At 68.9% G+C, this 22,793-nt stretch carries 16 protein-coding genes; 10 read left to right on the top strand and 6 right to left on the bottom strand.

The genetic code is table 11. The features are described 5' to 3' along the window. The first annotated feature begins 251 nt into the window (after positions 1 to 251). The gene (locus ACFWZ3_RS00005; protein ID WP_439705744.1) at positions 252 to 566 is read left to right on the top strand and encodes a hypothetical protein; all 315 of its coding nucleotides are present in this window, start codon (positions 252 to 254) and stop codon (positions 564 to 566) included. 16 nt (positions 567 to 582) lie between these two features. Here ACFWZ3_RS00005 and ACFWZ3_RS00010 read toward each other — a convergent pair whose 3' ends face one another. After that, complete coding sequence (locus ACFWZ3_RS00010) at positions 583 to 1,635, bottom strand: mechanosensitive ion channel family protein (RefSeq protein WP_439705745.1); 1,053 nt, start codon at positions 1,633 to 1,635, stop codon at positions 583 to 585. Between the two features lie 194 nt (positions 1,636 to 1,829). Between ACFWZ3_RS00010 and ACFWZ3_RS00015 the strand changes: the two genes are divergently transcribed. The 4 genes from ACFWZ3_RS00015 (at position 1,830) to ACFWZ3_RS00030 (ending at position 7,727) form a co-directional block, all read left to right on the top strand. Beyond that, positions 1,830 to 3,167, top strand: coding sequence for a phospholipase D-like domain-containing protein (locus tag ACFWZ3_RS00015; RefSeq protein WP_439705746.1), 1,338 nt, complete (start codon positions 1,830 to 1,832; stop codon positions 3,165 to 3,167). A gap of 174 nt (positions 3,168 to 3,341) precedes the next feature. Further along, on the top strand, positions 3,342 to 4,145 hold the full coding sequence (gene xth, locus ACFWZ3_RS00020) for an exodeoxyribonuclease III (RefSeq protein WP_439705747.1): 804 nt from the start codon (positions 3,342 to 3,344) through the stop codon (positions 4,143 to 4,145). Between the two features lie 190 nt (positions 4,146 to 4,335). Next, on the top strand, positions 4,336 to 7,062 hold the full coding sequence (locus ACFWZ3_RS00025) for a M14 family zinc carboxypeptidase (protein ID WP_439705748.1): 2,727 nt from the start codon (positions 4,336 to 4,338) through the stop codon (positions 7,060 to 7,062). A gap of 245 nt (positions 7,063 to 7,307) precedes the next feature. Then, entirely contained in the window at positions 7,308 to 7,727 is a 420-nt protein-coding gene (locus ACFWZ3_RS00030; protein ID WP_439705749.1) for a PepSY domain-containing protein, read from the top strand. A gap of 3 nt (positions 7,728 to 7,730) precedes the next feature. Here ACFWZ3_RS00030 and ACFWZ3_RS00035 read toward each other — a convergent pair whose 3' ends face one another. Beyond that, the gene (locus ACFWZ3_RS00035) at positions 7,731 to 7,883 is read right to left on the bottom strand and encodes a hypothetical protein (RefSeq protein ID WP_439705750.1); all 153 of its coding nucleotides are present in this window, start codon (positions 7,881 to 7,883) and stop codon (positions 7,731 to 7,733) included. A 64-nt stretch (positions 7,884 to 7,947) separates the two neighbouring features. Next, positions 7,948 to 8,526 carry an RNA 2',3'-cyclic phosphodiesterase gene (gene thpR / locus ACFWZ3_RS00040; RefSeq protein ID WP_439705751.1) on the bottom strand — a complete coding sequence of 193 codons (579 nt, stop codon included), beginning with the start codon at positions 8,524 to 8,526 and terminating at the stop codon, positions 7,948 to 7,950. 76 nt (positions 8,527 to 8,602) lie between these two features. Between thpR and ACFWZ3_RS00045 the strand changes: the two genes are divergently transcribed. Beyond that, positions 8,603 to 9,052, top strand: coding sequence for a cupin domain-containing protein (locus tag ACFWZ3_RS00045; RefSeq protein WP_439705752.1), 450 nt, complete (start codon positions 8,603 to 8,605; stop codon positions 9,050 to 9,052). 400 nt (positions 9,053 to 9,452) lie between these two features. Here the strand turns inward: ACFWZ3_RS00045 and ACFWZ3_RS00050 are convergent, their stop codons facing one another. Continuing rightward, positions 9,453 to 10,040 (bottom strand): YceI family protein, encoded by a 588-nt coding sequence (locus ACFWZ3_RS00050; RefSeq protein WP_439705753.1) that lies wholly within the window; start codon positions 10,038 to 10,040, stop codon positions 9,453 to 9,455. Positions 10,041 to 10,234: 194 nt separating this feature from the next. Here ACFWZ3_RS00050 and ACFWZ3_RS00055 point away from each other — a divergent pair, with 194 nt between their 5' ends. Together ACFWZ3_RS00055 and ACFWZ3_RS00060 are read left to right on the top strand one after the other, a co-directional pair. After that, positions 10,235 to 13,114, top strand: a complete 2,880-nt coding sequence (locus ACFWZ3_RS00055; protein WP_439705754.1) for a PAS domain-containing protein — start codon at positions 10,235 to 10,237, stop codon at positions 13,112 to 13,114. Positions 13,115 to 13,193: 79 nt separating this feature from the next. After that, positions 13,194 to 15,407 (top strand): putative bifunctional diguanylate cyclase/phosphodiesterase, encoded by a 2,214-nt coding sequence (locus ACFWZ3_RS00060; RefSeq protein WP_439705755.1) that lies wholly within the window; start codon positions 13,194 to 13,196, stop codon positions 15,405 to 15,407. A gap of 32 nt (positions 15,408 to 15,439) precedes the next feature. Here the strand turns inward: ACFWZ3_RS00060 and ACFWZ3_RS00065 are convergent, their stop codons facing one another. Further along, a complete protein-coding gene (locus tag ACFWZ3_RS00065) occupies positions 15,440 to 16,711 on the bottom strand; it encodes a diguanylate cyclase domain-containing protein (RefSeq protein WP_439705756.1) in 1,272 nt (423 codons plus the stop codon). A 155-nt stretch (positions 16,712 to 16,866) separates the two neighbouring features. Here ACFWZ3_RS00065 and ACFWZ3_RS00070 point away from each other — a divergent pair, with 155 nt between their 5' ends. Continuing rightward, entirely contained in the window at positions 16,867 to 18,897 is a 2,031-nt protein-coding gene (locus ACFWZ3_RS00070; RefSeq protein ID WP_439705757.1) for a diguanylate cyclase, read from the top strand. Between the two features lie 14 nt (positions 18,898 to 18,911). Here the strand turns inward: ACFWZ3_RS00070 and ACFWZ3_RS00075 are convergent, their stop codons facing one another. Then, positions 18,912 to 21,551 (bottom strand): response regulator, encoded by a 2,640-nt coding sequence (locus tag ACFWZ3_RS00075; RefSeq protein WP_439705758.1) that lies wholly within the window; start codon positions 21,549 to 21,551, stop codon positions 18,912 to 18,914. 293 nt (positions 21,552 to 21,844) lie between these two features. On the opposite strand from ACFWZ3_RS00075, the gene ACFWZ3_RS00080 reads away from it, so the two are divergent. Next, positions 21,845 to 22,744: an NAD(P)/FAD-dependent oxidoreductase gene (locus tag ACFWZ3_RS00080; protein WP_439705759.1), complete on the top strand. Its 900-nt coding sequence runs from the start codon at positions 21,845 to 21,847 to the stop codon at positions 22,742 to 22,744. Positions 22,745 to 22,793: the final 49 nt, after the last annotated feature.

Genomic DNA, 22,793 nt, shown 5'->3' on the forward strand with positions numbered 1-22,793 from the left:
GCGCCCTTGGGCGCGACCGCGGGTTTCGATGCGACATGGCGGTCGCGCCCAAGGGCGCTCCTACAGGAACCGGTCGCTCTTCTGCAGAGAGCGCGCACTGTACGCGACCGGCCGAAACAGTCCACGGCCACGCACAGGGTTCCCTCCTGTCTCGGCTCGCATCGGCGGCGTGCACGCGGCGACCACGGCGGCGCGCGCAACGTCGCAGTCGTCCGGCGCGGGGGCGCCGGCGTGCGACCCGAGGGAGTGTCATGGAGATTTCAAGCAGCCGGCCGGTGTCATTTACCCAGGTCGGCAATGAGCTGGATGGCTTGAAGAACGAAGTGGAAGCGATGTCGCTGGTGCTGCGCGCGCTGGTCGAATCGCATCCGGCACCGGCCGAACTGGTCAAGCGCTGGCACGCGTTGAGTCGCGAGCCGATTGAGCAGACCCGCCCCAAGGGCTCCCACCAGGGCGTGCTGACGCGGCAGGAGCGGCTCTACCAGACACTGCAGCGCTGGTCGCACACCGTGCACAGCGCCGAGATATCCGGTGCGGTGTCGCCGCCAGGCAGGGGCGTGGGATGAGCCCGCCGGCACCGCGCTAGCGGTTGTCGCCTTTGGGAAACTTCACCCGGTCCGGCTCGGCGTTGAGCCGCGCCAGCATGGTCCCGATCAACCGTGTCTTGACGCTGCCGGCATGCCGCGGATCCACCACGTAGCGCACGATGGCGTCGATCCACGTGTTGGCGTTGACGCGGAACAGCACCGACGGCCGCTCGTTGACCTGCAGTTCGTCCACCGGCGTCTTGGCCAGCACCTCGCGAAAGGTGCGCACGCGCTCGAGCATGGCCTCGCCCAGTTCCTCCTCCGTCGCTTCGCGCATCACCTGGGCCACGAAGGCGAAATCGCTGTTGTAGGCGATCTGGAAATTGATCTCGTTCCAGACATACGGAAACACCGGCCAGGAATAGTTGTAGACCGCGCTGGTCAGCACGTTCGCGTTGGGGAACTTGATGATCCGCCCGCTCGGATGGTCCGAGGAAAGATACGGGCCGCCGACTTCCCACAGCGTGGTGTCCAGGTAGGTCACGTCGATCACGTCGCCAGTGGCGTCGCCGATCTGGATGCGGTCGCCCACGCGGTAGGGCTCGCGTACCAGGATGTAGACCCAGCCGATGAAGCTGGTGATCGGCGTCTGCAGCGCGAAACCCAGCACCAGCGAGATCAACCCCAGTGACGCCACCGCGGCGTACCAGTTGGCGAACAGCACCGATACCACGATCAGCGCCAGGATGATGTACACCACCAGCCGCAGGATGCGCTTGAGGTTGTAGCGCGTGACCGCCGTCTGCGCCCGCTCGATGGCGAACGCCCGCACCAGCCGCGAGGCGGCCAGCGTCAACACGATCGCCATGGCGCCCACGGTCGCGCGCCGGGCCATCGGCAGGTAGCGCCCGAGGATGCCGAAGAACTCCAGCCGCAGCAGGTAGAACAGGATGCCAAGCCCCACCAGCACCAGCGCGTAGACGAGCAGCCACAGCTTGTGGCCGGAGCGCAGCGGGTGCTTGTGCTTGTGGTGTGTCGCGGTGCTGTTGGCGAGCGCGCGGCGCACATCGGCGCGGCGCTCGACCCTGCGTACGGCCTTGTCGGTCATGCGTTCTCCCGGGGCGTTCCACGCACAGCAGACAACCGCGGCGGTGCCGGGCAAGTGAAGGCGTTGACCCGGGCTGCACGCGGGCGCCGGATGATGAGCCTGGTTCCGCGCAGGAGCGCACCCTGTGCGCGACCTGCGCGGAGTAGTCGCGCACAGGGTGCGCTCCTACAGGTTGCCACCAGCCAGGAGACCCGATGCCGGCCGAATCCGCACCCACCCGCGACACCGGCGAGACCTGCCCGCCGCCACGGCCACGCTGGAAGCGACGCCTGCTATGGGCCAGCCTTGGCGGGTTCGCGGCACTGGTGATTGGCGTGCTGGCGCTCAACCTGGTCCCGCAGACCCAGCAGTTGGTCCATCCGCTGGGTCCGCTGAGCCCGGTCGAGAGTCCGCAGTTCCGGCGCGAGATCGGCAACCTGCTCGGGCCGACGATCGTCGACGGCAACGCTGTGGCGGATTTCCAGAACGGTGCGGAGATCTTCCCGGCGATGCTGGAGGCGATCCGCTCGGCGAAGGTCAGCGTGGACATGGAGACCTACATCTACTGGTCCGGCCACGTCGCCGACCAGTTCGTGCAGGCGCTCACCGAACGCGCCCGCGCCGGCGTGCGGGTGCACGTGATCGCCGACTGGGTCGGCTCATCGAAGATGCATGACGACGTGGTCAAGGCACTGCGCGCCGGCGGCGTGCACTTCGAGTACTTCCACCCATTGCGCTGGTACGACATCGACCGCTTCAACAACCGCACCCACCGCAAGCTGTTGATTGTCGACGGCCGCGTGGCTTTTACCGGCGGCGTGGGCATCGCCGACGAGTGGAACGGGCATGGCGACAAGCCCGACATCTGGCGCGACATGCAGATCCGGGTGACCGGCCCCGGCGCACTGCAGATGCAGGCGGTGTTCGAGGACAACTGGATCACCACCACCGGCCAGGCGCTGCTCGGCTCGGCGTACTACCCCGAGGTGCCCGCGGCCGGCGACGTCGCGGTGCAGACCGTCGCCAGCTCGCCCGAAGGCGGCAGCGAGAACCTGCAGCTGATGTACCTGATGGCGATCGACGGCGCGCGCAAGGCGATCGACCTGGAGGCGGCCTATTTCGTGCCGGACGACCTGACGATGTCCGCGCTCAAGCGCGCCCTGGCGCGCGGCGTGCGCATCCGGCTGGTGGTGCCCGGGCCCTACACGGACAGCCAGATCATCAAGAACGCCTCGCAGACCCGCTGGGGCGAGATGCTGCAGGCCGGCGCGCACATCTACCGCTTCCAGCCGGCGCTGTTCCACAACAAGCTGATGATCGTGGACGGCTACCTCACCATCGCCGGCAGCGCCAACTTCGACAACCGTTCCTTCAGCCTCAACGACGAATCGAACGTGCTGGTGTTCGACCACGGCTTCGCGGCGCACATGACCGAGGTAGTCGACCGCGACATTGGCCGGTCGGAAGAGCTCACCCTGGAACAATGGCGACACCGCCCGTGGACGCGCCGCGTGCTGGACTGGCTCTCCGCGCTGGGCGCAGCGCAGTACTAGGAGCGTGGGCGGCAGAAACGTTCCGGGCTGCAAAAGCGGCCGCGCGATCCATATTTCCGCCCTTTTTTGGCCCATAGAGGAACTATGGGTCGGCAAAAGGTCGAAAGCCTGTCCTCACGCGCCCACTTTTTCGCCTCGGAAGTTTCTGCCACCCACGCTCCTAGAGGACCGCCGATGCCCGCCCGCAAGCCGCTCAAGGTCGCCACCTTCAACATCAACGGTGTGCGCACGCGCCTGGCCGCGCTGCTGGCATGGCTCGAACGCGAGGCGCCGGACATCGTCTGCCTGCAGGAACTGAAGGCGCCGGACGAGGCGTTTCCGGTCGAGCCCATCCGCGACGCCGGCTACGGCGCGATCTGGCACGGCCAGCGCTCGTGGAACGGCGTGGCGATCCTGGCCCGGGGGGTCGAGCCGCTGGAAAGCCGCCGCGGCCTGCCGGGCGACCCGAAGGACGTGCAGAGCCGCTATCTGGAAGCGGCCGCGCACGGCCTGATCGTCGGCTGCCTGTACCTGCCCAACGGCAACCCGCAGCCGGGACCCAAGTTCGACTACAAGCTGGCCTGGTTCGACCGCTTCATCGACTACGCGCAGGGCCTGGTCGAAAGCGAACATCCGGTGGTGCTGGCCGGCGACTACAACGTGGTGCCCACCGACGAGGACATCTACAACCCGCGCTCCTGGCGCAAGGATGCCTTGCTGCAGCCGGAAAGCCGCGAGCGTTATGCGGACCTGCTGGCCCAGGGCTGGACGGACTCGCTGCGGCAGCAGTTCGGCGAGGAGCGCGTCTATACGTTCTGGGATTACTTCCGCCAGCACTGGGAGCGCAATTCCGGATTGCGCATCGACCACCTGCTGCTCAACCGCGCGCTGGCACCGCGGTTGAAGGACGCGGGGGTGGACCGGTGGGTGCGGGCCTTGCCGCATCCGAGCGACCACGCGCCGACGTGGGTGTCGCTGGCGCGCAAGCGGCAGGGCTGAGGCAAGGCTTCCCCCATCCGCCCTTCGGGCACCTTCCCCCGTGAACGGGGGAAGGAACACCAGCGGCGGCCCCCTACCGAGCCTTCCCCCGTTCACGGGGGAAGGTGCCGACAGGCGGATGGGGGCAGCCCCGCCGCGCCCCCGCATTTCTGGCACATTGGTTCCCGCCTTTCGCACACTCGGGGAACCCATGCGCCTCCTGCCCTGCCTTGCCGGCTTCGCGCTGGCCGCCACTGGCCTGGCCGCCCACGCCGCCGACACCCTCGCCGCCAGCGCCTTCGCGCGCGACCCGGGCCAACCGATCGACCCGGCCTACACCGCGCAGATCGCCCGTTTCACCACCGACCCGAAGTTCAACACGCCCCTGACCGACTACCTGCCCGCCTCGGCAGGCGTTCCCACCCCGCTGCAGGTGCTCGGCCATATTTCGGGCGCCGCCGACTGGTTGCCCTATTCGGCCGACGTCTATCGCTACTTCCACGCGCTGGACACCGCCAGCCCGAGGGTGAAGGTCTTCAGCATCGGCAAGACCGAGGAAGGCCGCGAGATGATCGCCGTGGCGGTCGCCGACGAGGCGCTGCTGGCCAATCTGAAAGCCAATGACGCGCGCCTGGCGCAACTGGCCGACCCGCGCACGATCGGCATGGACGACGCGAAAGCCGATGCGCTCATCCGGCAGACCACGCCGGTCTACTACATCACCGGTTCAATCCACTCCACCGAAACCGGCGCGCCCACCGCGCTGATGGAGCTGGCTTACCGCCTGGCGGTGGACGACGCGCCCTACATCCGCAACATCCGCTCGCACGTGATCACCCTGATCACGCCGATCGTCGAGGTGGACGGTCGCAACCGCATGGTCGATCTCTACAACTGGCACAAAGCACACCCGGGCCAGGACTACCCGCGCCTGCTCTACTGGGGCCATTACGTCGCGCACGACAACAACCGCGACGCGATGAGCATGACCCTGGCGCTGACCCGCAACGTCGCCGACACCTACATCGGCTGGCACGCGCAGGTGTTGCATGACCTGCACGAGTCGGTGCCGTTCCTGTACGACAACACCGTCGGCGATGGCCCCTACAACGCCTGGATCGACCCGATCCTCACCAGCGAGTGGCAGCAGCTGGGCTGGGACAACGTGCAGAAGATGACCCAGCTCGGGCTCCCCGGCGTGTTCACCCACGGCGACTTTGATACCTGGAGCCCCGGCTACCTCATGTTCATCGCGGCCATGCACAACGGCATCAGCCGCCTGTACGAGACCTTCGGCAACGGCGGCGCCGACACGCGCAAGCGCATCCTCGATCCGTCCGAGTACGAGCGCACCTGGTACCGGCCCAACCCGCCGCTGCCGGAAGTGACCTGGTCGCAGCGCAACAACAACAACTACGAGCAGACCGGCGTGCTCACCGCACTGGACTACTTCGCCCGGAACGGCCAGGCGTTCCTGAAGAACTTCTACCTGAAGGGCAAGCGCTCGATCGAAAAGCCGACCGAGGCCGGCCCCGCCGCCTACGTCCTGCCCGGCGACGACAAGCGCGCCGGCACCCAGGCCCAGCTGCTGCGCGTGCTCGAGCGCCAGCACGTGGAGATCAGCCGCGCCAGCGCGTCCTTCAGCGTGACCCTGCCGGCTACCGGCGACGACAGGAAGACCCGCACGCGCCGCTTCCCCGCCGGCAGCTACGTGGTGCGCATGGACCAGCCCTACTCGCGCATCGCGGACACCCTGCTGGATCGCCAGTACTGGTCGCCGAAGGACCCGCAGCAGCATCCCTACGACGACACCGGCTGGTCGATGGGCGACCTGTTCGATGTCGAGGTGGTGCGGATCACCGATCCGGACGTGCTGAAGGTGTCCATGGCCAAGCTGGATGAGCCGATCCGCGTGCCGGCGGGCCTCGGCGGTGTCGACGTGCCTGCGGGGAAGTTGCCCCGCATTGCGTTGATGCACACCTGGCTCAGCACCCAGACCGAGGGCTGGTGGCGCATGGCGCTGGATCAGCTGGGCGTGCACTACGACTACATCAGCACGCAGGACGTAGCGCGCATGCCGGACCTGCATGCGAAATACGACGCGATCCTGTTCGCCCCCGTTGGCGGCGCCAGCCTGCGCCGCATCGTCGACGGCCTGCCGATGTGGGGCGCGCCGATGCCCTGGCAGACCGGCCCGCTCACGCCCAATCTGGGCCACATCGACAGCACGCCGGATGTACGCCCGGGGCTGGGCGAGGTGGGGCTGGCCAACCTCAAGCGCTTCGTGCACGAGGGCGGTCTGCTGGTGACCGCCGAGGACACCGCCCGATTTGCGATCGACGCGGGCCTCGCGCCCGGCGTGTTCGTCACGCCCACGGCCAAGCTCAGGGTGGTCGGCAGCGTGCTGCAGGCGGACTTCGTCGACCATGACAGCCCGGTCGCGGCGGGCTATGGCGACCATTTGGCGCTTTACAGCTCGGAAGGGCAGTCCTTCACCGTCGCCAACCTGCTCAGCGGCGACCGCGGCCTGCCCACCGCGCGCGACGCCGAACGGCCCACTGGCCGCGGCGGCCCGCAGGACGAGGACATGCCCGAAGGCCGCCCCTTCGCCCAGCCGCCCGCCCTGCCCGACGCCAAGCCGTGGCAGGCGCTGCCGCTCAACGAAGACCAGGCCTACAACAACCCCTGGGTGATCCCTGAAAACCAGCGGCCACGGGTGATCCTGCGCTTTGCCGACGCCAAGCGGCTGCTGGTCTCGGGCCTGCTCGACGGTGGCGGCGAAATGGCCGAACGCGCGGCCGTGGTCGAGGCGCATTACGGCAAGGGGCACGTGCTTTTGTTTGCCGGCAACCCGATCTGGCGTGGGGAGACGCTGGGAAGCTATCCGCTGGTGCTCAATGCGCTGACCCATTTCGATCGGCTGGACCAAGGCCGCTGAGGCCGGGCGGCCGTTCGACTTGTTTTGCGACACCAAGGCGAACGGTGTTTCACCGCACCGTTCGCACCGGCCACCGCATCCAGCACGGCTTTCCGAGCGTTCCCTGGCAGGCACCGGCAACGTCGAAGCCCGTTCCCTTGAGTACCCGCCTGCCTGAACACCGCCCGCCCGTCTCACGGGTTTTTCATCGCCCATTGCCGTTTGCGCCCGAAGACTCGGGCGCACCACTCCCAAGGAGAACGGCCATGAAAAAGCTCGCTTCGATGACCCTTGCGCTGGCCCTGGGCGCCTCCGGTGCAGTGATGGCGCAGCAGGCGATGACCGAGGCACAGGTCCGCGAGACGCTGATCCACCAGGGCTACAGCGACATCGACGACCTGAAGTTCGACGGCGGCATGTGGCGCGCCAAAGCCGAGAGCGCGGACGGCAACGACGTCTCCCTGCGCATCGACGCCAAGAGCGGCAAGGTCTATCCGGACGAGAAGGTCTCCCGCCTGAGCGCAGATGACGTGCGCGCGTCGCTGGCCACGCAGGGCTACACCGACGTGCACGACGTGGACTTCGACGACGGCGTGTGGCACGCCAAGGCCGACGACAAGAACGACCACCGCGTCGAACTCACCATCGATCCGGCAAGCGGCAAGGTAGTCGACAGCGACGACTGAGCCTCAGCGCGTCGGCGCGGTCGCGGCCGGGCTCAGCGCCTGGTCCGCGGGCGCGGCACGGAACTGCTGGCGCCAGCGCAGCGCACCCAGCACCAGCAGCACGAGCAGTGCCACCAGCAGCAGGATCAGTCCGAGTCGGCGCTTGGGCTTCTTCACGTATATTCCCGAGGTTCGCGGCCCACGCTAACGACGCCCGCGTCGTGACCGCGTGCGCACGGCGCTAGCCGGCGGGCAGCGGCCAGCGCCCGAGCACGCGGTACTCGGTGCGCCCGAGCAGGCTGTGGATGAGCAGGAACTCGCGTACCGTCCAACCCAGCGGTTCGATGGGCCGCGGCGCGACGGTGCGGGCGTCGTAGAGCAGCGTGATGTGCGGCACGAAGGCACGCTCGCGTCGCGCCAGGCCGGCCGTCGCAAGCCTCGCCCCGAGACTTTCGTACAGTCCGGCCAGGCCGGCGATGCCTTCGGCACCCAGCAACACGAACGGATGCTTGCCCGGGCGTCCGCGGAAGCTGTCCACGCGATCGAAGCGCGCCTCGAACGATGGCACGGCCACCCCGGCTGCCGCCGCGCAGGCTTCATCCACCCGTTGCTGCGGCAGGCCGGCGAAGTCGCCCAGGTGATGCAGCGTGACATGCAAATGGCTGGTGGGCCGCGGCCGCCCATGCAGCCCGAGGTCACCGCTCAGCTGTCCGGCAAGCGAAGCCATCCGATCCGCGATGTCCGGTGGCGGCATCACGGCGAAGAACAGGCGGTCGGTAGGATGCGGCGCGGCAAAGCCGCCCAGGGAGCTCTGGTGCATGGCGTCGTCGAGGGAAGGCAAAGCGCCATTGTAGGCGTCGATGCAGAATGGAGCGCCCACCACGAGGAGTCTTCCGATGCCGAAGATCGACGTCCCTGACGTTCCCGAGCGCCGCGGCTCGGGCTACCCGGCGCCCTACGCGGAGGCTGCGAAAGATCGCATCAAGCAGGCGCTGGGCGATGCCGGCGGCCTGTCGGATTTCGGCGTCAACCTGACCCGGCTGCCGCCGGGCGGCTGGTCAAGCCAGCGCCACTGGCACACGCGCGAGGACGAGTTCGTCTACGTGCTGTCGGGCGAGCTGGTGCTGGTCACCGACGCGGGCGAACAGCCCTTGCGCGCGGGCGACTGCGCGGCATTCCCCAAGAACGTGGCCGACGGCCATCACCTCATCAACCGCGGAAGCGACACGGCCGTCTATCTCGAAATCGGCACGCGCTCGGCGGATGACGCCTGCCACTACCCGGATATCGACCTGTACGTCGAAGGCGACCAGGGCTACGTCCACAAGGACGGCACGCCCTACTAGTTCATTCCCCGCCCTGGCGCAGGTCGCCCTCGGGGTTGCTCTGGCAGACCGCGTGGCCGCATCCGCATGGACCCGTTTCGGCGCGGCCCGAGGTGGCCGCCTCACGGCAATGGTCGCTGCAGTACTGACCGCCGCCGGGCTTGGTGGTGCATTGACAGGGAGCGTGGCCGCAGCGGTAACCCTCGTCGGACATGAGGTTTGACTCCAAATGGCAGGCATCGCGATGCCGTGGAAACGAACGCGGCGCATCGCGCTTCCTTGCCCTGGCTCAGCCATGGGCCACCGCAAGGGGGGGTGCGGGGAGCCGGGTGCCACCCGGCAAGGGAAGCGCGATGCGCCAACGCAGCCGAGGTTGCCCAGCCGCGCGTGAAGGCGCCGGCGAGGAATCGCGCAGCGTTCGTCACTTGTCGCGCAGGGCCTCGACCTGGATGCGCAGCGCAACCTGCATGTCGAAGCCGTAGTCCTTGCCCGCGTCCAGCCCGAACGCGCTGCGGTCGAAACTGCCCACCGCGTCGGCGCCGCAGTATTCGCGCTTGAACACTGGATGCGGGATGCACTTGAAGTGGTCGATCCGCAGCTCCACCGGCCGGGTCACGCCATGCAGGGTCAGGTTGCCCTCGACCCGTGTCGGCGCGCCATCCACGAAGCCCGCAAGCGTTCCCTTGTAGACCGCGCGCGGCTGGTGGGCGACATCGAAGAAGTCTTTGCCGCGGGCCCATGCGTTGAGCGCGTCGTGGCCGAAATCGATGCTGTCCAGCGCAATGCTCACCTCGAGGCTGCCATGGCCGGCAGCCTGATCCATCTCCACCCATCCCTGGCTGTGGTTGAACTTGCCGCGCCAGGTCGAGATGCCCATGTGGTCGGCCTCGAAGCTCGGGTAGGTGTGGTCCGGATCGAGCGTGTAGTGCACCGGCGCCGCGGTGGCGACGCCGGCCAGCAGCAACGCGACGGGTGCCAGCCGACGGGCAAAGCGGGAGGGGATGCGCATGATCTTTCCTTCGGTGGCTGGCGCCCTGGCGCCGATACGGAACGACGCGCGACGGTTCGGCGAATCGACATCCCTGGCCCATCCCCTTGCGTGCGGGTGGACCGGCGCGTCATCGCAACTACCTATCGCGTCAGTTTTTTGCAGGGAAACCTTGCTGCCATGATGCCCGGGCGGTCGCCACCTTGGAGTTTTCCATGGTACAGAGCACGCGGCACTCCTCCTCATGGCCGGTCGGCCAAGGCGAGATGGCCGAGTGCATCCGCCGGCACGACTGGGCTGCCACCGCGCTGGGACCGATCGCCGGCTGGCCACCGCATCTGCGCGCCGCGGTCGACATCTGCCTGGCCTCGCCGCTGCCGATCGCGCTCCTCTGGGGCGAACAACGCCTGCAGCTCTACAACGATGCCTACCGCGCGATCGCGCAGCAGCGGCATCCGGCGATCCTGGGGCGCCCGGCACTGGAAAACTGGGCCGAGGCACGCGACATCATCGGCCCCATGCTGGACCGGGTGTTCACCCACGGTGAGCCGAGCGAGGCGGAAAACTGGCCCGTGCTGCTGAACGATACGTCCGGCACGCCGGTCGAGCGCTTCTTCAGTTTCACCTTCTCGGCCATCCGCGACCGCTACGGCCGGGTGGCCGGGGCGTTCCATACCGCCGTGGAAAGCACCTCGCGCCTGCGCGCCGAACATCGCCTGCGTGGGGTCATGGGCGAGGCTGGCCTGGGCGCGGGCTTTCATGCGCTGTTCCAGGCGGCGCCGGCGCCGTTGCTGCTGCTCGCGCCGCCGGACTTCCGGGTGGTCGCCGCCAACGATGCGCTGTTGCGCGCCAGCGGCGAGTCGAGCGAGAACCTGCTGGGCCGTCCGGGCTTCGACCTGCTCGCCTCCTGGACGAATCACGCCGAGGTCGAACAGCAACTGCGGGCATCGCTGGAACGGGTGCTCACGCAGCGCGTCGCAGACACCCTGCCGATGGTGGTGCAGCGCCGTCGCTCGCGCCAGCGGGGGCCGCGCTACTGGTCCATCATCAATACACCCGTGCTTGACCCGCACGGCCAGGTCGCGCTGGTGCTCCATCGATGCGAGGACGTGACCGAACTGGTGCGTCTGCGCAGTGCCAGCGAAGCGCAGGCACAACTGGACCGCGACCAGCAGGCCCTGATGGCGCGCCTGTACGACATCGGCAAGACCGGGCACGGGATAGCGCCGCCGCGGCCATTGCGGCTGTTCGCCGCGATGCTCGATTCCATCCCCGACTACATCTACGCCTTCGATCGCGAGCACCGCTTCGCCTACGTCAACCGCGCAATGCACCACCTGTTCGGTCCGGCCGGCGACCCGATCGGCAAGACTTTCCAGGAGTTGGGCTATCCGCCCGCGCTCGCCGACCGACTGAACGGCCACCTGCGACACATCTTTGACACCGGCGACACCGTCGAGGATGAGCTTTTCTTCACCGGCCCGACCGGCCCGCGCGCGTACTACCAGTTTGTCTGGGGACCCGTGCGCGGCGACAGCGGCCGCATCGAGCAGGTGGTCGGCGTCTCGCGCGACACCAGCGAGCGCCGCCGCATGGAGGAGCGCCTGCGCCAGGGAGAGGCGCGTCAGTCGTTCCTGCTGCAGATGGGCGACCGCATCCGCGGGCTCAACGATGCCGCGCAGATCACCAGCGCCATCAGCGAGATGGTCGGCCACCACCTGCGCGTGGGTCGCTGCGGCTACGGCGAGGTCACCGAGTGCGGGCAATTCTTCATGGTCGAGCGTGACTGGACCGACGGCGAGATGCCCAGCCTCGCCGGACGCGTGCCGTTGGCTGCGTTCGGCACCGCAGTGGTGGAGCAGTACCGCACCGGCCAGACCGTCGTGCTGGACGACACGCTGGAAGACATCCGCACGCGCGGCAGCGAACAGGTCTATGCCGATGCGGGCCGCGTACGCGCCGGCGTCGGCGTGCCGTTGTTCAAGGGCGGCCGCTTCGTCGCGGCGTTCTACGTCCACCAGGCGCGCCCGCGGCACTGGCGCGACGAGGAGGTTGCGCTGCTGGGCGAGGTCGCCGAACGCATCTGGGCCGCGGTTGCCCGTGCGCGCGCCGAGCGCGCGCTGCGCGAGAGCGAGCGCCGCTACCGCACCCTGTTCGACGCACTCGACGAGGGCTTCTGCCTGCTCGAAAAAGTCGATACCGCGCCGGACCAGCCGTCCGATTACCGCTACCTTGGCACCAACCCCGCCTTTGTCACGCATACCGGCATCGGCGGCGTGATCGGCAGGACCATGCGCGATGTGTTCCCCGACGCCTCGGCGTTCTGGTACGACACCTTCGACAGCGTGATCGGCAGCGGCGAAGCCTTCCGCTTCGAACACGGCATGGTGAACCGCGGGCGGGTGTTCGACGTGTACGCCTGCCGGCTCGACGACAGCACGCACAAGCGCGTGGCCGTGCTCTTCCACGACATCACCGAGCGCAAGCGCCACGAACAGCACCAGCGGATGCTGCTCAACGAGCTCAACCACCGTGTCAAAAACACGCTGGTGACGGTGCAGTCGATGGCGATGCAGAGCTTCCGCGCAGGCGTCGACCCGGAGCTGGCGCGCATACAGTTCGAGGGCCGGCTGATGGCGCTGTCGCGTGCGCACGACATCCTCACCCGCGAGAGCTGGGGCCGTGCGCCGCTGGCCGAGATCGTGCGCGAGGCGATCGCTCCGTACCGCGACCAGCACCACGACCGCCTGCGGGCGGACGGGCCGCCCGTGTGGCTGCCGCCGCGCCATGCGCTGGCCTTTGCCATGGTGCTGCACGAGCTGGGCACCAACGCGGTCAAGTACGGCGCGCTGTCCAACCACGACGGCCGGATCGACATCCAGTGGCAGGCCAACGGCAGCCTGCGCCTGACCTGGACCGAATCGGGCGGGCCGCCGGTCGAACTGCCGAGCGGGCGCGGCTTCGGCTCGCGACTGATCGAGCGCGGCCTGCGCCATGAGATCGGCGGCCGCGTCAGCCTGGACTTCGCGCCTGCGGGCGTGGTCTGCACCATCGAGGTGCCGCTGGACGGGCTGGAACCGCTGGATCGCTTCTGATCCTTTCCAAAGCCGGGCCTGCTGTGCGCGTGTGCACAGTTCGGTTATCGTGCGCGGGCAGCCCTTATGCAGGGGGAGCATGGTGGTTGACGCAGGCCCGATCACGTTCGGCTACTACACCGCAGCGCTGGTGACGACCGCCGGCATTGCCCTGGCTTCGGGCACGCAGTTTGCCGTCATCGGGCTGTGGCGCCGGCGCGAGGCGATGTATCTCTCCTACGCGTCGCTGTGCCTTTGCATCGCCACGCTGGCCTTCGCCAATGCCCTGCTGCACTCGGCAAGCAGCCTGTCCATGGCCACCGGCGCCCTGCGCACCATGATCGGTGCGGCGGCAATTTCCTTCCTGCCGTTCGTGATCTTCATCCGCGCCTACACCGGCGGCCCGCCGCAACCCTGGTTGCAACTGGCGGTGGGTGTGACGGCCTGCTTTTTCGTCTGGCTCAACTTCCTGCTGCCCGGCACCGTGTTCTTCGTCGATCTGGCGCCGGGCACCGGCATCGCCCTGCCCTGGGGCGAGCGGCTGTACGACGTCGCCGGCACGGCCTCGCTTTGGGGTCTGCTGTTCCATGCGCTGACCTACATCGCCTTCCTGTGGGCCATGGCGCGCGCGGTGAAGCAGATCCGCGAGGGCGAGGGGTTGCGCGGTGCGCTGCTGGCGATCTGCCTGTTGGCACAGTTCGCCGCGCTGCTTTGGGGCGACATCGTGGTGGACGCGCTCAAGCACCACTACCCCTACCTGGATGCCTTCTCGTTCCTGCCGTTCGTGTTGCTGATGGGCCTGTCGCTGGCCGCGCAACTGCGCCAGCGCACGGTGCAGCTGGAGCTGACCACGCGTCGGCTGGAGGCCGAAGCCAACACGCGGCGCGAGGCCGAGTTCACCCTGCGCCACGTCGCCTACCACGACAGTCTTACCGGCCTGCCCAACCGCCTGCGCGCGCTGGACCACCTGGCCGAGCTGCACGCCGATGTGCTGGCCCGCGGACAGCACGGCGCCGTGCTGCTGATCGACCTGGACAACTTCAAGACCATCAACGACGCGCTCGGGCATCCGATCGGCGATCGCATGCTGGAGGCCATCGCCGACCGTCTGCTCGCCGCCGTACCGGCCGACGCGATGCTCGCACGGCTGGGCGGTGACGAGTTCGTGCTCGTGCTCGGTCCGCTGACCGGGTCCGCCGAGGCGGCGCGGGCGCAGGCCCAGCAGGCGGCCGAACGGATGGTCGCGCGACTGGCCGAGCCGGTGACCGTGGACAACCGCATCCTGGCGGTCGGCGCCAGCGTGGGCGTGGCCTCGTTCCCCGCCGGCGAAGAAGGCGTGGCCGATCTCCTGCGTCGCGCCGACATCGCGCTCTATCGTGCCAAGGCTGCAGGCCGCAACACCGTGCGCCTGTTCCTGGGGCCGATGCAGCAGGAGGCGGACACCCGGCTGGCACTGGAACGCGGCCTGCGTACCGCGCTGGAACAGGAGCGCATGCCCACGCAGTTCGCGCTGCATTTCCAGCCGCAGGTCAACCGTCGCGGCGAGCTGCTCGGCGCCGAGGCGCTGCTGCGCTGGCAGCACCCGCAACTGGGCGAGCTGTCGCCGGCGGTGTTCATCCCGCTGGCCGAGGAAACCGGCCTGATCCACGCGCTCGGCGCCTGGGTGATCGGCCAGGCCTGCGCGCACATCCGTGCGTGGGACCGCGACGGCGTGGCCTTCGGCGGTCGCCTGGCAGTGAACGTGAGTGCCTGGCAGCTCAACCATCCGCGCTTTGCCGAACAACTGGAAGCACAGGTACACGCCGCCGGCATCGAACCCTCGCGGCTCGCGCTGGAGCTGACCGAGAGCGCGCTGCTGCAGGACTTCGACAGCGCGCTGGAAACGCTCAACCAGCTCTCCGCGGCCGGCTTCCGGCTGGCGCTGGACGACTTCGGCACCGGCTATTCCTCGCTGAGTTACCTGCAGCGCCTGCCGCTGGACGTGCTCAAGGTCGACCGCGCCTTCGTCCGGGAATTGAGCCCCAACACGGCCAACCCGCTGGCGGGCTTCATCGTCGACGTGGCCCATCGGCTGGGTATGGCCACCGTGGCCGAAGGGGTGGAAACCGTGCCGCAGCGACTCGCGCTGGAACGGCTCGGCTGCGACGGCCTGCAGGGGTACCTGATCTGCCGCCCGCTGGACGAGCCCGGCTTTCGCCGTTGGCTGGCCGAACACCAGCAGGCGCGCGCCCTGCCGCAGGCGCAGCGCAACGCACCCGAGGCCCCGGAAGCGCGCGACCAGCCATCGCGCGACAGGAATTCATCGGGAGATTAGCCGCGTGCGGCAGGGCGCCCGCCCCGCTCCGCCTACGCCGGCTCCGGATCGGCATCGCCCTGCGGTGCCGCGCGCTCGGCCACTTTGCTCGCGTACATGGCCCGGTCGGCAGCGGCATACAGGCGCGTTTCGTCCTGGCCATCGTCCGGATACAGCGCCAGGCCGATGCTGGCGGCGATGGACAGCTGCAGGCCCTGGAACTCGGTGCTTGCATCGAAGGCGCGCGCCAGGCGCTCGGCACGTGCCAGCGCACCGGCCCGATCGGCCACTTCGGGCAGGATCGCGGCAAACTCGTCGCCGCCCAGCCGCGCCAGCGTATCGCCCGCGCGAACGCCCTGCTGGAGCCGTTGCGCCACGAAGTGCAACAAGGCGTCGCCGGCTGCGTGGCCCAGCGTGTCGTTGATGCGCTTGAAGTCGTTGAGGTCGATGACCAGCATCGCCATGCGCCCGCCGCTCTCGCGCGCGCGCCGGAGCGCCTGCTCCAGCCGGTTGGCGAACACGCGCCGGTTCGGCAGGCCAGTCAGCGCGTCGTGCTGGGAGGCATGTTCGGCGTGGCCGATCTGCTCTTCCAGCAGGGTGAAAATCATGCCCGTGGCGACCAGGAACTTGGGCAGGTTCCATGCCTCGTCCTGGATGCCCCAGCCGGCCAGCCACGGATCGAGCACGGACGCCACCGGGAACACCGCCGCCCACGCGACGAAGCTCACGGTGGTGAACGCCACGCCTACCGACGGCCCCGTCGCGCCGCGGTAGAAGCAGAACGCCACCGCTAGGTAGTGCCAGAACAGCATCCAGTTGAGCGCCTGGTCGATCGCGCCCTGCCAGACGTACATGGCCTGCACCGCATAGATGCCGACCACCACCGGTACGCACCAGGACGGCTTGCGCCGGTCGCGGCGAAACACCCAGGCGGTCGAGGCCAGGCCCAGCGCGGTGCACAGCAGATACGCAAAGCGCGCCTCGGCCCCGTAGGCGGCCAGCACGAAGAACGCCACATCAGGGATCGCCGCCGCCAGCGTGATGGCCAGATCCCGCCACCAGGCCAGGCGCGTGTCGGAGCCAGCCCAGATGAAGGCCACGCTGGTCAGCAGCAGCATTGACAGCGACACCGCCAGCGCGGCGTCGGCCGCCGGACCGGCTACCAGGTTGCGCTCGACGAACTGCGCCACGATGTGCACCAGGATCATCGCCCACCCGACCAGCCAGTAACGCGGGCGCATCTGGCCGGTTTTCCTGAGCAGCGCGGCGAACACCAGCACCAGGCCGCCGATGGCAAGGAAATCGGGAACGACGGACAGGTTCAAGCGCGTGTCTCCGCACCGTAGGCCGGCGCGATCAGCCAAAAGACTCCTGATCGTTTATCGGCCATGTGCGCGCAAGCTTGAATCGGCCCGCCACAAGGCGCAACCGCTCGCGCGCACGTACTCAAGTGCCTGCCTCGCCCGGCCGATAAGGAGACATGAAAACCTTCCTCCTGACCGGGTTGTTCCTGTTGCTGCCGGCCCTCGCCATCGCCGGCGAGCGCGTGGACGACGTGCTGCGCGACCAGCGCCTGCACGGGTACCGCTCGGTGGACTCGGCCGTCGGGCGGCTGGGCAAGGCGGTCGACGTGCCGGGGCCGGATGCGCCGCTGACTCAGCGCTGGCGCTACCAGAGCGCGCTGCTCGACCTGGCCATGGCCGGCGACAGGGTTGCTCCGATAGAAGCGGCCATCAAGTCCCTGGAGGCCATGGCGACCAACGACGCCTGCACGCGCTGCCGCTTCGACGCGCTGCTGGCCCGGGCCAACCTGACCGTGCGCACCACCACGCCCGCTGCGGGACAGGTCTATCTGAAGCAGGCCGCCGCGCTGCTGCCGCAACTGCACGACGATGCCTCCGCACCCGGGGCGCTGCTGTCCGCGCAGGCATGGAATGCCGGGGTGGACGGCCGCTTCAACGTGGCCATCGAAAAGCGCCTGAAGGCCTACGCATTGGCGGCCGCGCGCCATGACGAGGCCGAGCAGATCCGCCAGCTCGCGGGCATGACCCCGCTGAACGCCAACCTGGGCGACGTGCGCCGCGCCGTGGAGGTGGGCGAGGAGGCCTACGCCCGCGCCAATGCCGTGAACTACCACGCCATCATGGGCACCATTGCGCTGGACCTGGGCCACGCCTATTCGCTGCTGGACGACCGGCCGCACCAGCGGGTCGCACTGGAGCGCGCACTGGCCCTCTCCGAGCACGACCCCGGCCAGTTGGACACCCATATCCTGGCGCTCAACAACCTTTCCGACTACTACCTCAGCCAGCCCGGCCAGAACCAACGCGTACTCGACTATGCGCGCCGCGCCGATGCGCTGGCCCGCGACGCCGGCAGCGAAATCAGCCGCGCGGCACCATTGGCCAACATCGGCATCGCGCTCAGCCGGCAAGGCAAGGTCGACGCGAGTGTGACGACCTTGCGCGAGGCCATCGACCTTTCCGAGCGGCACGCCAACACCGTCTACGTCATCGGCATCACGCAGGAACTGGTCAAGGTGATGCAAAGTGCCGGCCGCTACCGCGAGGCGCTGGCGCAACTGCAAAAGGCCAACGCCCTGGAGGCCGACCTTACCCGGCAGCAACGCGAGAAGGCGGTGCTCGACCTGCAGGAAAAGTACGCGGCCGAGCGCAAGAGCCAGCAGATCGCACAACTGTCGGCGCAGAATCAGATCAAGCAGGCACAGCTGGCCGCGGAGAGCTGGCGCAACCGGCTGTGGATCGCCCTGGCGGCCATGCTCGCGCTGGGCTCGGTGCTGCTGATGCATTCGATCCGGCGCACCCGCCAGGCCAACCGGCTGCTGGCCCGGCAGTCCTCGGTCGACCCACTTACCGGCGCGTTCAACCGTCGCCATGCGCAGGGCTTGCTCGACCACCTGCAGCAACCGGCGCGCCGGCGCGCGACCGATACGGGACAGGAGGTGGGCACCGGCCTGCTGATGCTGGACCTGGATTTCTTCAAGCACATCAACGACACCTGGGGCCACGCCGCCGGCGATGCCGTGCTGGTGGCGGTCGCGCAACGCCTGCGCGGCCTGCTGCGCCATGGCGATGCGATCGTGCGCTGGGGCGGCGAGGAGTTCGTGCTGATCCTGCACAACACACCGGCCAGCGCCCTGCCCGCGTTGGCGCGCCACGTACTGCATGCGATCGGCGACGCACCGGTGAGATTTGCCGATCAGCCCGTGCCGGTAACCGTTTCGATCGGCGCGGTGAACTTCCCGGCCCGTCCCGGCCAGGGGTGGGAGGCTGCGCTGGCGCTGGCGGACCTGGCGCTGTACCAAGCCAAGGCCGGCGGCCGCAACCAGGCCTTCTGCTTGACCCGCGTATCGGCGGACGCCGACTCCGCGCGGCTCGCCCGCGACCTGGCACGCGCGAGCGCGGCCGGCGACGTGGATCTGGAAGTGATAGCCGGCCCCGTCAGGGTGCTCCCCGCCATCGGCGAGGAGCGCGTGGCGCTGTCGGCCTGAGGCCCGCGCGACGCTCATGCGTGGCGTGCCGGGCGATCCCGGCCGTTCGCGCCGATCATGTTGCGCACCTTGGCCAGCAGGTCCTCGTCGCGGAACGGCTTGCTCACGATGCGGTCGTCCCCGATGTCCCTGAATGCGCCGAAATCGGCATAGCCGGTCAGGAACAGGATGGGCAGCGAGGGCCGCTTGGCGTGCGCCTCGCGTGCCACCTCCGACCCGTTCATGCCAGGCATGGCGTAGTCCATCAGCATCAGGTCGACCTCGCCCCCCTGGCGGTCGAGCACGTCCAGCGCCGAACCGCCGCTGCCGGCCTCGATCACCTCGTAGCCGCGCTCGGCGAGGATCGCGGCGGTGACTTCGCGCACGTCGGTGTCGTCGTCGACCAGCAGGATGCGCTGCCGCGACGCGCCGCCGGCCGGGTGCACCGGTGTCGACGCCGCCTCTTCCGCGTGCGCCGCGGCGCCGGCCGCGCGCGGCAGGTACACCTTGACCGAGGTGCCTTCGCCCGGCCGCGTGTCGATCCGTACGCCGCCACCGGACTGCTTGGCAAAGCCATATACCTGCGCCAGGCCGAGCCCGGAACCCTTGCCCACCTCCTTGGTGGTGAAGAACGGCTCGAACGCCCGCGCGAGCACCTCGGGTGTCATGCCGCTGCCGTGGTCGGTCACCGCGACCATCACGTAATCGCCCGGCGCGGGCTCCTCGGGCCGCGACGCCGGGTCGCGCAACGCCACGTTCGCGGTTTCCACGATCAGTTCGCTGCCCACGGGTGAGGCGTCGCGCGCATTGATCGCCAGGTTGAGAATCACCAGCTCGATCTGGGTCGGATCGACCAGCGCGGCCCAAAGGCCCGGCTGCAGCCTCATGGTGAGCTGGACCGAACCGCCCATGGAGCTCTGCAAGAGATCGCGCATGCCGGCAACGATGCCGTTGAGGTCCACCGCCTTGGCCTCCAGCCGCTGGCGGCGCGAGAACGCGAGCAATTGCGCGGTCAGCTTGGCCCCGCGAGAGGCGGCGTCCTTCATGAAGGTCAGCCGCTGGCGGATGCGCGGATCGCTCTCGAGCTTTTCCGCGCACACGCGCTCCAGCATGCTGATGTTGCCGGTGATCACGGTGAGCAGGTTGTTGAAATCGTGCGCCACGCCGGAGGTGAGCTGGCCGACGGCTTCGAGCCGCTGCATCTGGCGCAACGTAGCCTCCACCCGCTCGCGCTCCTCGATCTGCGCCAGCAGTTGGCGGTTGGTCGCAGCCAGCTCGGCGGTGCGCTCGGCCACGCCGCGTTCGAGCGTCTCCTGCGCCTGCTGCTCGAGCGTGCGATCGCGCAGCACCTTGAGGTAGCCCAGCAGCCGGCCGCCGCCGTTGCGCAACGGCATCATCAGGCCGCTGGAAAAGAAGCGCGAGCCATCCTTGCGCACGCGCTGGCGGTCGTACTGCGCGCGCCCGGTCTCGGCGGCGCATCGCATTTCCTCTTCCAGCACGCCCTGGCTGCGGTCCTCGGGCGTAAAGATGATGTCCACTCGCTGGCCCAGTACTTCGTCTTCGCGCCATCCCAGGAGTCGCTGCGCACCGGGATTCCACAGCGTGATGCGGCCTTCCAGGTCGAGCGTCAGGATGCCGTAGCCGGTGGTGCTTTCCAGGATCAGCTTGAGTCGGTTGCTGGTCGCGCGCAGCGCGGCTTCGGCGCGCGCACGCTCGACGTTGGCCCAGGTGCGCTCGGCCACCTCGCGCACGACCGCTTCGTCCTCGTCGGTCCAGTGTCGCGGCTCGCGCTGCTGCACCGAAAGAAAGGCCGCCAGCCGGCCGCCCTTGACCAGCGGCACAGTCAGGCTGGCACGCAGACCGCCGAGCGCGTGATGGGCCTTGGCCACCTCCGGTTCGACCCTCGGGTCGTCGAACGGGTCGTCCACGCGGATGGCCACGCCGGTCAGCGCTTCGGCGATCAGCCGGGGACCGAGCTCGGACAGGCGGTGCCGGCCCACCGCGCTGGGCATGTCGCCGCGGAGCCAGTCGCGCTCGACGGTGAAGTATTCGCCCGTGTCGTCCACTTCGCAGTACCCCACCCGATCGGCACGCAGGTGCCAGCCCAGCCGGCGCGCGGCAACGGCCATCACGTCGCGCGGGTCGGTCAGGTCGCGCAGGGCGTCGCCCAGCCGGGTGCGGAAGCGCAGGCGTCGTTCGGCGAGCACACGCTGGGTGGTCTGGATCGCTTCATTGACCAGCCCCGTCACCCGTCCGCTTTCGTCGCGCACCGGTCCGATCCAGTAGTCGTAGTACGCCACCTCGCGAAACGTCTGGCGCTCGATCAGGAAGCGCGCGTCGCGAAAGCAACTGGGCGTGCCCTCCAGTGCGCGCTGGATCACCGGTTCGGTGATGTCGGGCGCTTCCGGCCAGACGTCGCGGAACGGACGGCCCAGCGCCTCCGGCCGGCTACCCAGCAGCGGCCGGTACGCGTCGTTGTAGATGCAGGTCAGCTCGGGCCCCCAGCCGAGTGCGATCGGCAATTCGCTCTCCAGCATCATGGACACGAGCGTGCACAGCGAGCCGGACCATTGATCGGACGGACCCAGCGGCGAGGCGGCCCAGTCGAACTCGCGGATGCACTGCGCCATCTCGCCGCTGCCGGCGATGAAACCGCCCCCTGCTGACGCTGGCAAGAAGGATCCTGGCAAGCTCACTCCTCGCGAGCCTCCGTGCGCGACATGTTGGTTGGATGGGATGGCCGGTTCCGGCGTTGCGGCAAACCCTGCCGTTGCCCGCACCCTGCGCCTTCCGCCCGGTCAGGCCGGCGGCCGGTCGCAAGTCACTGCCTGTGACGCCGTTCACACTATCGACCGGCCGTTGTCGCCGGGCCGGCAAGGGGCCGTGAGGGTGCTGTCTCGTCGCGCCTGCTTCGCCGGCCGGGCTTCACGCGATGGCCACCCCGGGTGTCGCCCCATGGCGCACCCGCATGTCCGAAGAAATGCTCGATTGCCTGATCGTGGGCGCCGGCCCCGCCGGCCTCACGGCAGCCACCTACCTGGCCCGCTTCCGCCGGCACATCCTGCTGGCCGATGCGGGAGCCAGCCGCGCGCGCTGGATCCCGGCCAGCCACAACTGCCCGGGCTTCCCGTTCGGCGTGGCGGGCAACGAGTTGCTGGCGCGTTTCCGGCTGCAGGCAGAGGCCTACGGTGTGCCCGGAGTGCGCACACGCATCACCCAGCTTGATCGCCATGCCGAAGGCTTCACCGCCAGCGACGGCCAGCGCCACTGGCATGCGCGCACGGTGATGCTGGCCACCGGGGTGGTCGACCGCCTGCCTGCGCTTGAAGGCGTGGAGGACGCAATCGCCACCGGCACCGTGCGTCTGTGCGCGGTCTGCGACGCCTACGAGGCACGCGATGACGTGATCGGCGTGCTCGGGCCCGCCGATGCGGCGGTCGGGCACGCGGCGTTCCTGCGCACGTTCTCCCGGCACGTCTGCGTGCTGCCCGTCGACGGTGCGTCGCCGGACGAGGATCTGCAGCGACGCGCGACCGATAGCGGGGTGCAGCTGTGGCCTGCCCCGCGGCGGCTCGAGCTGGTCGACGGCGCCTGCCAGGCTCACTTCGCCGACGGTCGCCGGCTGCGCATGGAAACGCTCTATCCAGTGCTGGGCGCCGACGCGCAGTCGGGACTCGCGGCGGCGCTGGGCGCGCGCATGGACGACGAAGGCGCGCTGGTGGTGGACGATCATCTGCAGACCAGCGTGCCGGGGATCTATGCGATCGGCGACGTGGTCAGCGCACTGAACCAGATAAGCGTGGCGGTAGGCCATGCGGCGATCGCTGCCACCGCCGTGCACCGGCGGCTGCCGTCCAACCACTGCTAGGGGCTCGACGTAGGGTGGGCTTCAGCCCACCGCCGGAGCCAGAGCGGTG

Source organism: Frateuria sp. GZRR35, assembly GCF_051900415.1.
GTDB lineage: Bacteria > Pseudomonadota > Gammaproteobacteria > Xanthomonadales > Rhodanobacteraceae > Frateuria_A.

Excerpts from the sequence above, each read along its gene's own strand:
- ACFWZ3_RS00055 (WP_439705754.1), top strand. The coding sequence starts at position 10,235 with ATGGTACAGAGCACGCGGCACTCCTCCTCATGGCCGGTCGGCCAAGGC.
- thpR (WP_439705751.1), bottom strand. The coding sequence starts at position 8,526 with ATGCACCAGAGCTCCCTGGGCGGCTTTGCCGCGCCGCATCCTACCGAC.
- ACFWZ3_RS00025 (WP_439705748.1), top strand. The coding sequence starts at position 4,336 with ATGCGCCTCCTGCCCTGCCTTGCCGGCTTCGCGCTGGCCGCCACTGGC.
- ACFWZ3_RS00080 (WP_439705759.1), top strand. The coding sequence starts at position 21,845 with ATGTCCGAAGAAATGCTCGATTGCCTGATCGTGGGCGCCGGCCCCGCC.
- ACFWZ3_RS00010 (WP_439705745.1), bottom strand. The coding sequence starts at position 1,635 with ATGACCGACAAGGCCGTACGCAGGGTCGAGCGCCGCGCCGATGTGCGC.
- ACFWZ3_RS00045 (WP_439705752.1), top strand. The coding sequence starts at position 8,603 with ATGCCGAAGATCGACGTCCCTGACGTTCCCGAGCGCCGCGGCTCGGGC.
- ACFWZ3_RS00070 (WP_439705757.1), top strand. The coding sequence starts at position 16,867 with ATGAAAACCTTCCTCCTGACCGGGTTGTTCCTGTTGCTGCCGGCCCTC.
- xth (WP_439705747.1), top strand. The coding sequence starts at position 3,342 with ATGCCCGCCCGCAAGCCGCTCAAGGTCGCCACCTTCAACATCAACGGT.
- ACFWZ3_RS00050 (WP_439705753.1), bottom strand. The coding sequence starts at position 10,040 with ATGCGCATCCCCTCCCGCTTTGCCCGTCGGCTGGCACCCGTCGCGTTG.
- ACFWZ3_RS00015 (WP_439705746.1), top strand. The coding sequence starts at position 1,830 with ATGCCGGCCGAATCCGCACCCACCCGCGACACCGGCGAGACCTGCCCG.
- ACFWZ3_RS00030 (WP_439705749.1), top strand. The coding sequence starts at position 7,308 with ATGAAAAAGCTCGCTTCGATGACCCTTGCGCTGGCCCTGGGCGCCTCC.
- ACFWZ3_RS00005 (WP_439705744.1), top strand. The coding sequence starts at position 252 with ATGGAGATTTCAAGCAGCCGGCCGGTGTCATTTACCCAGGTCGGCAAT.
- ACFWZ3_RS00060 (WP_439705755.1), top strand. The coding sequence starts at position 13,194 with ATGGTGGTTGACGCAGGCCCGATCACGTTCGGCTACTACACCGCAGCG.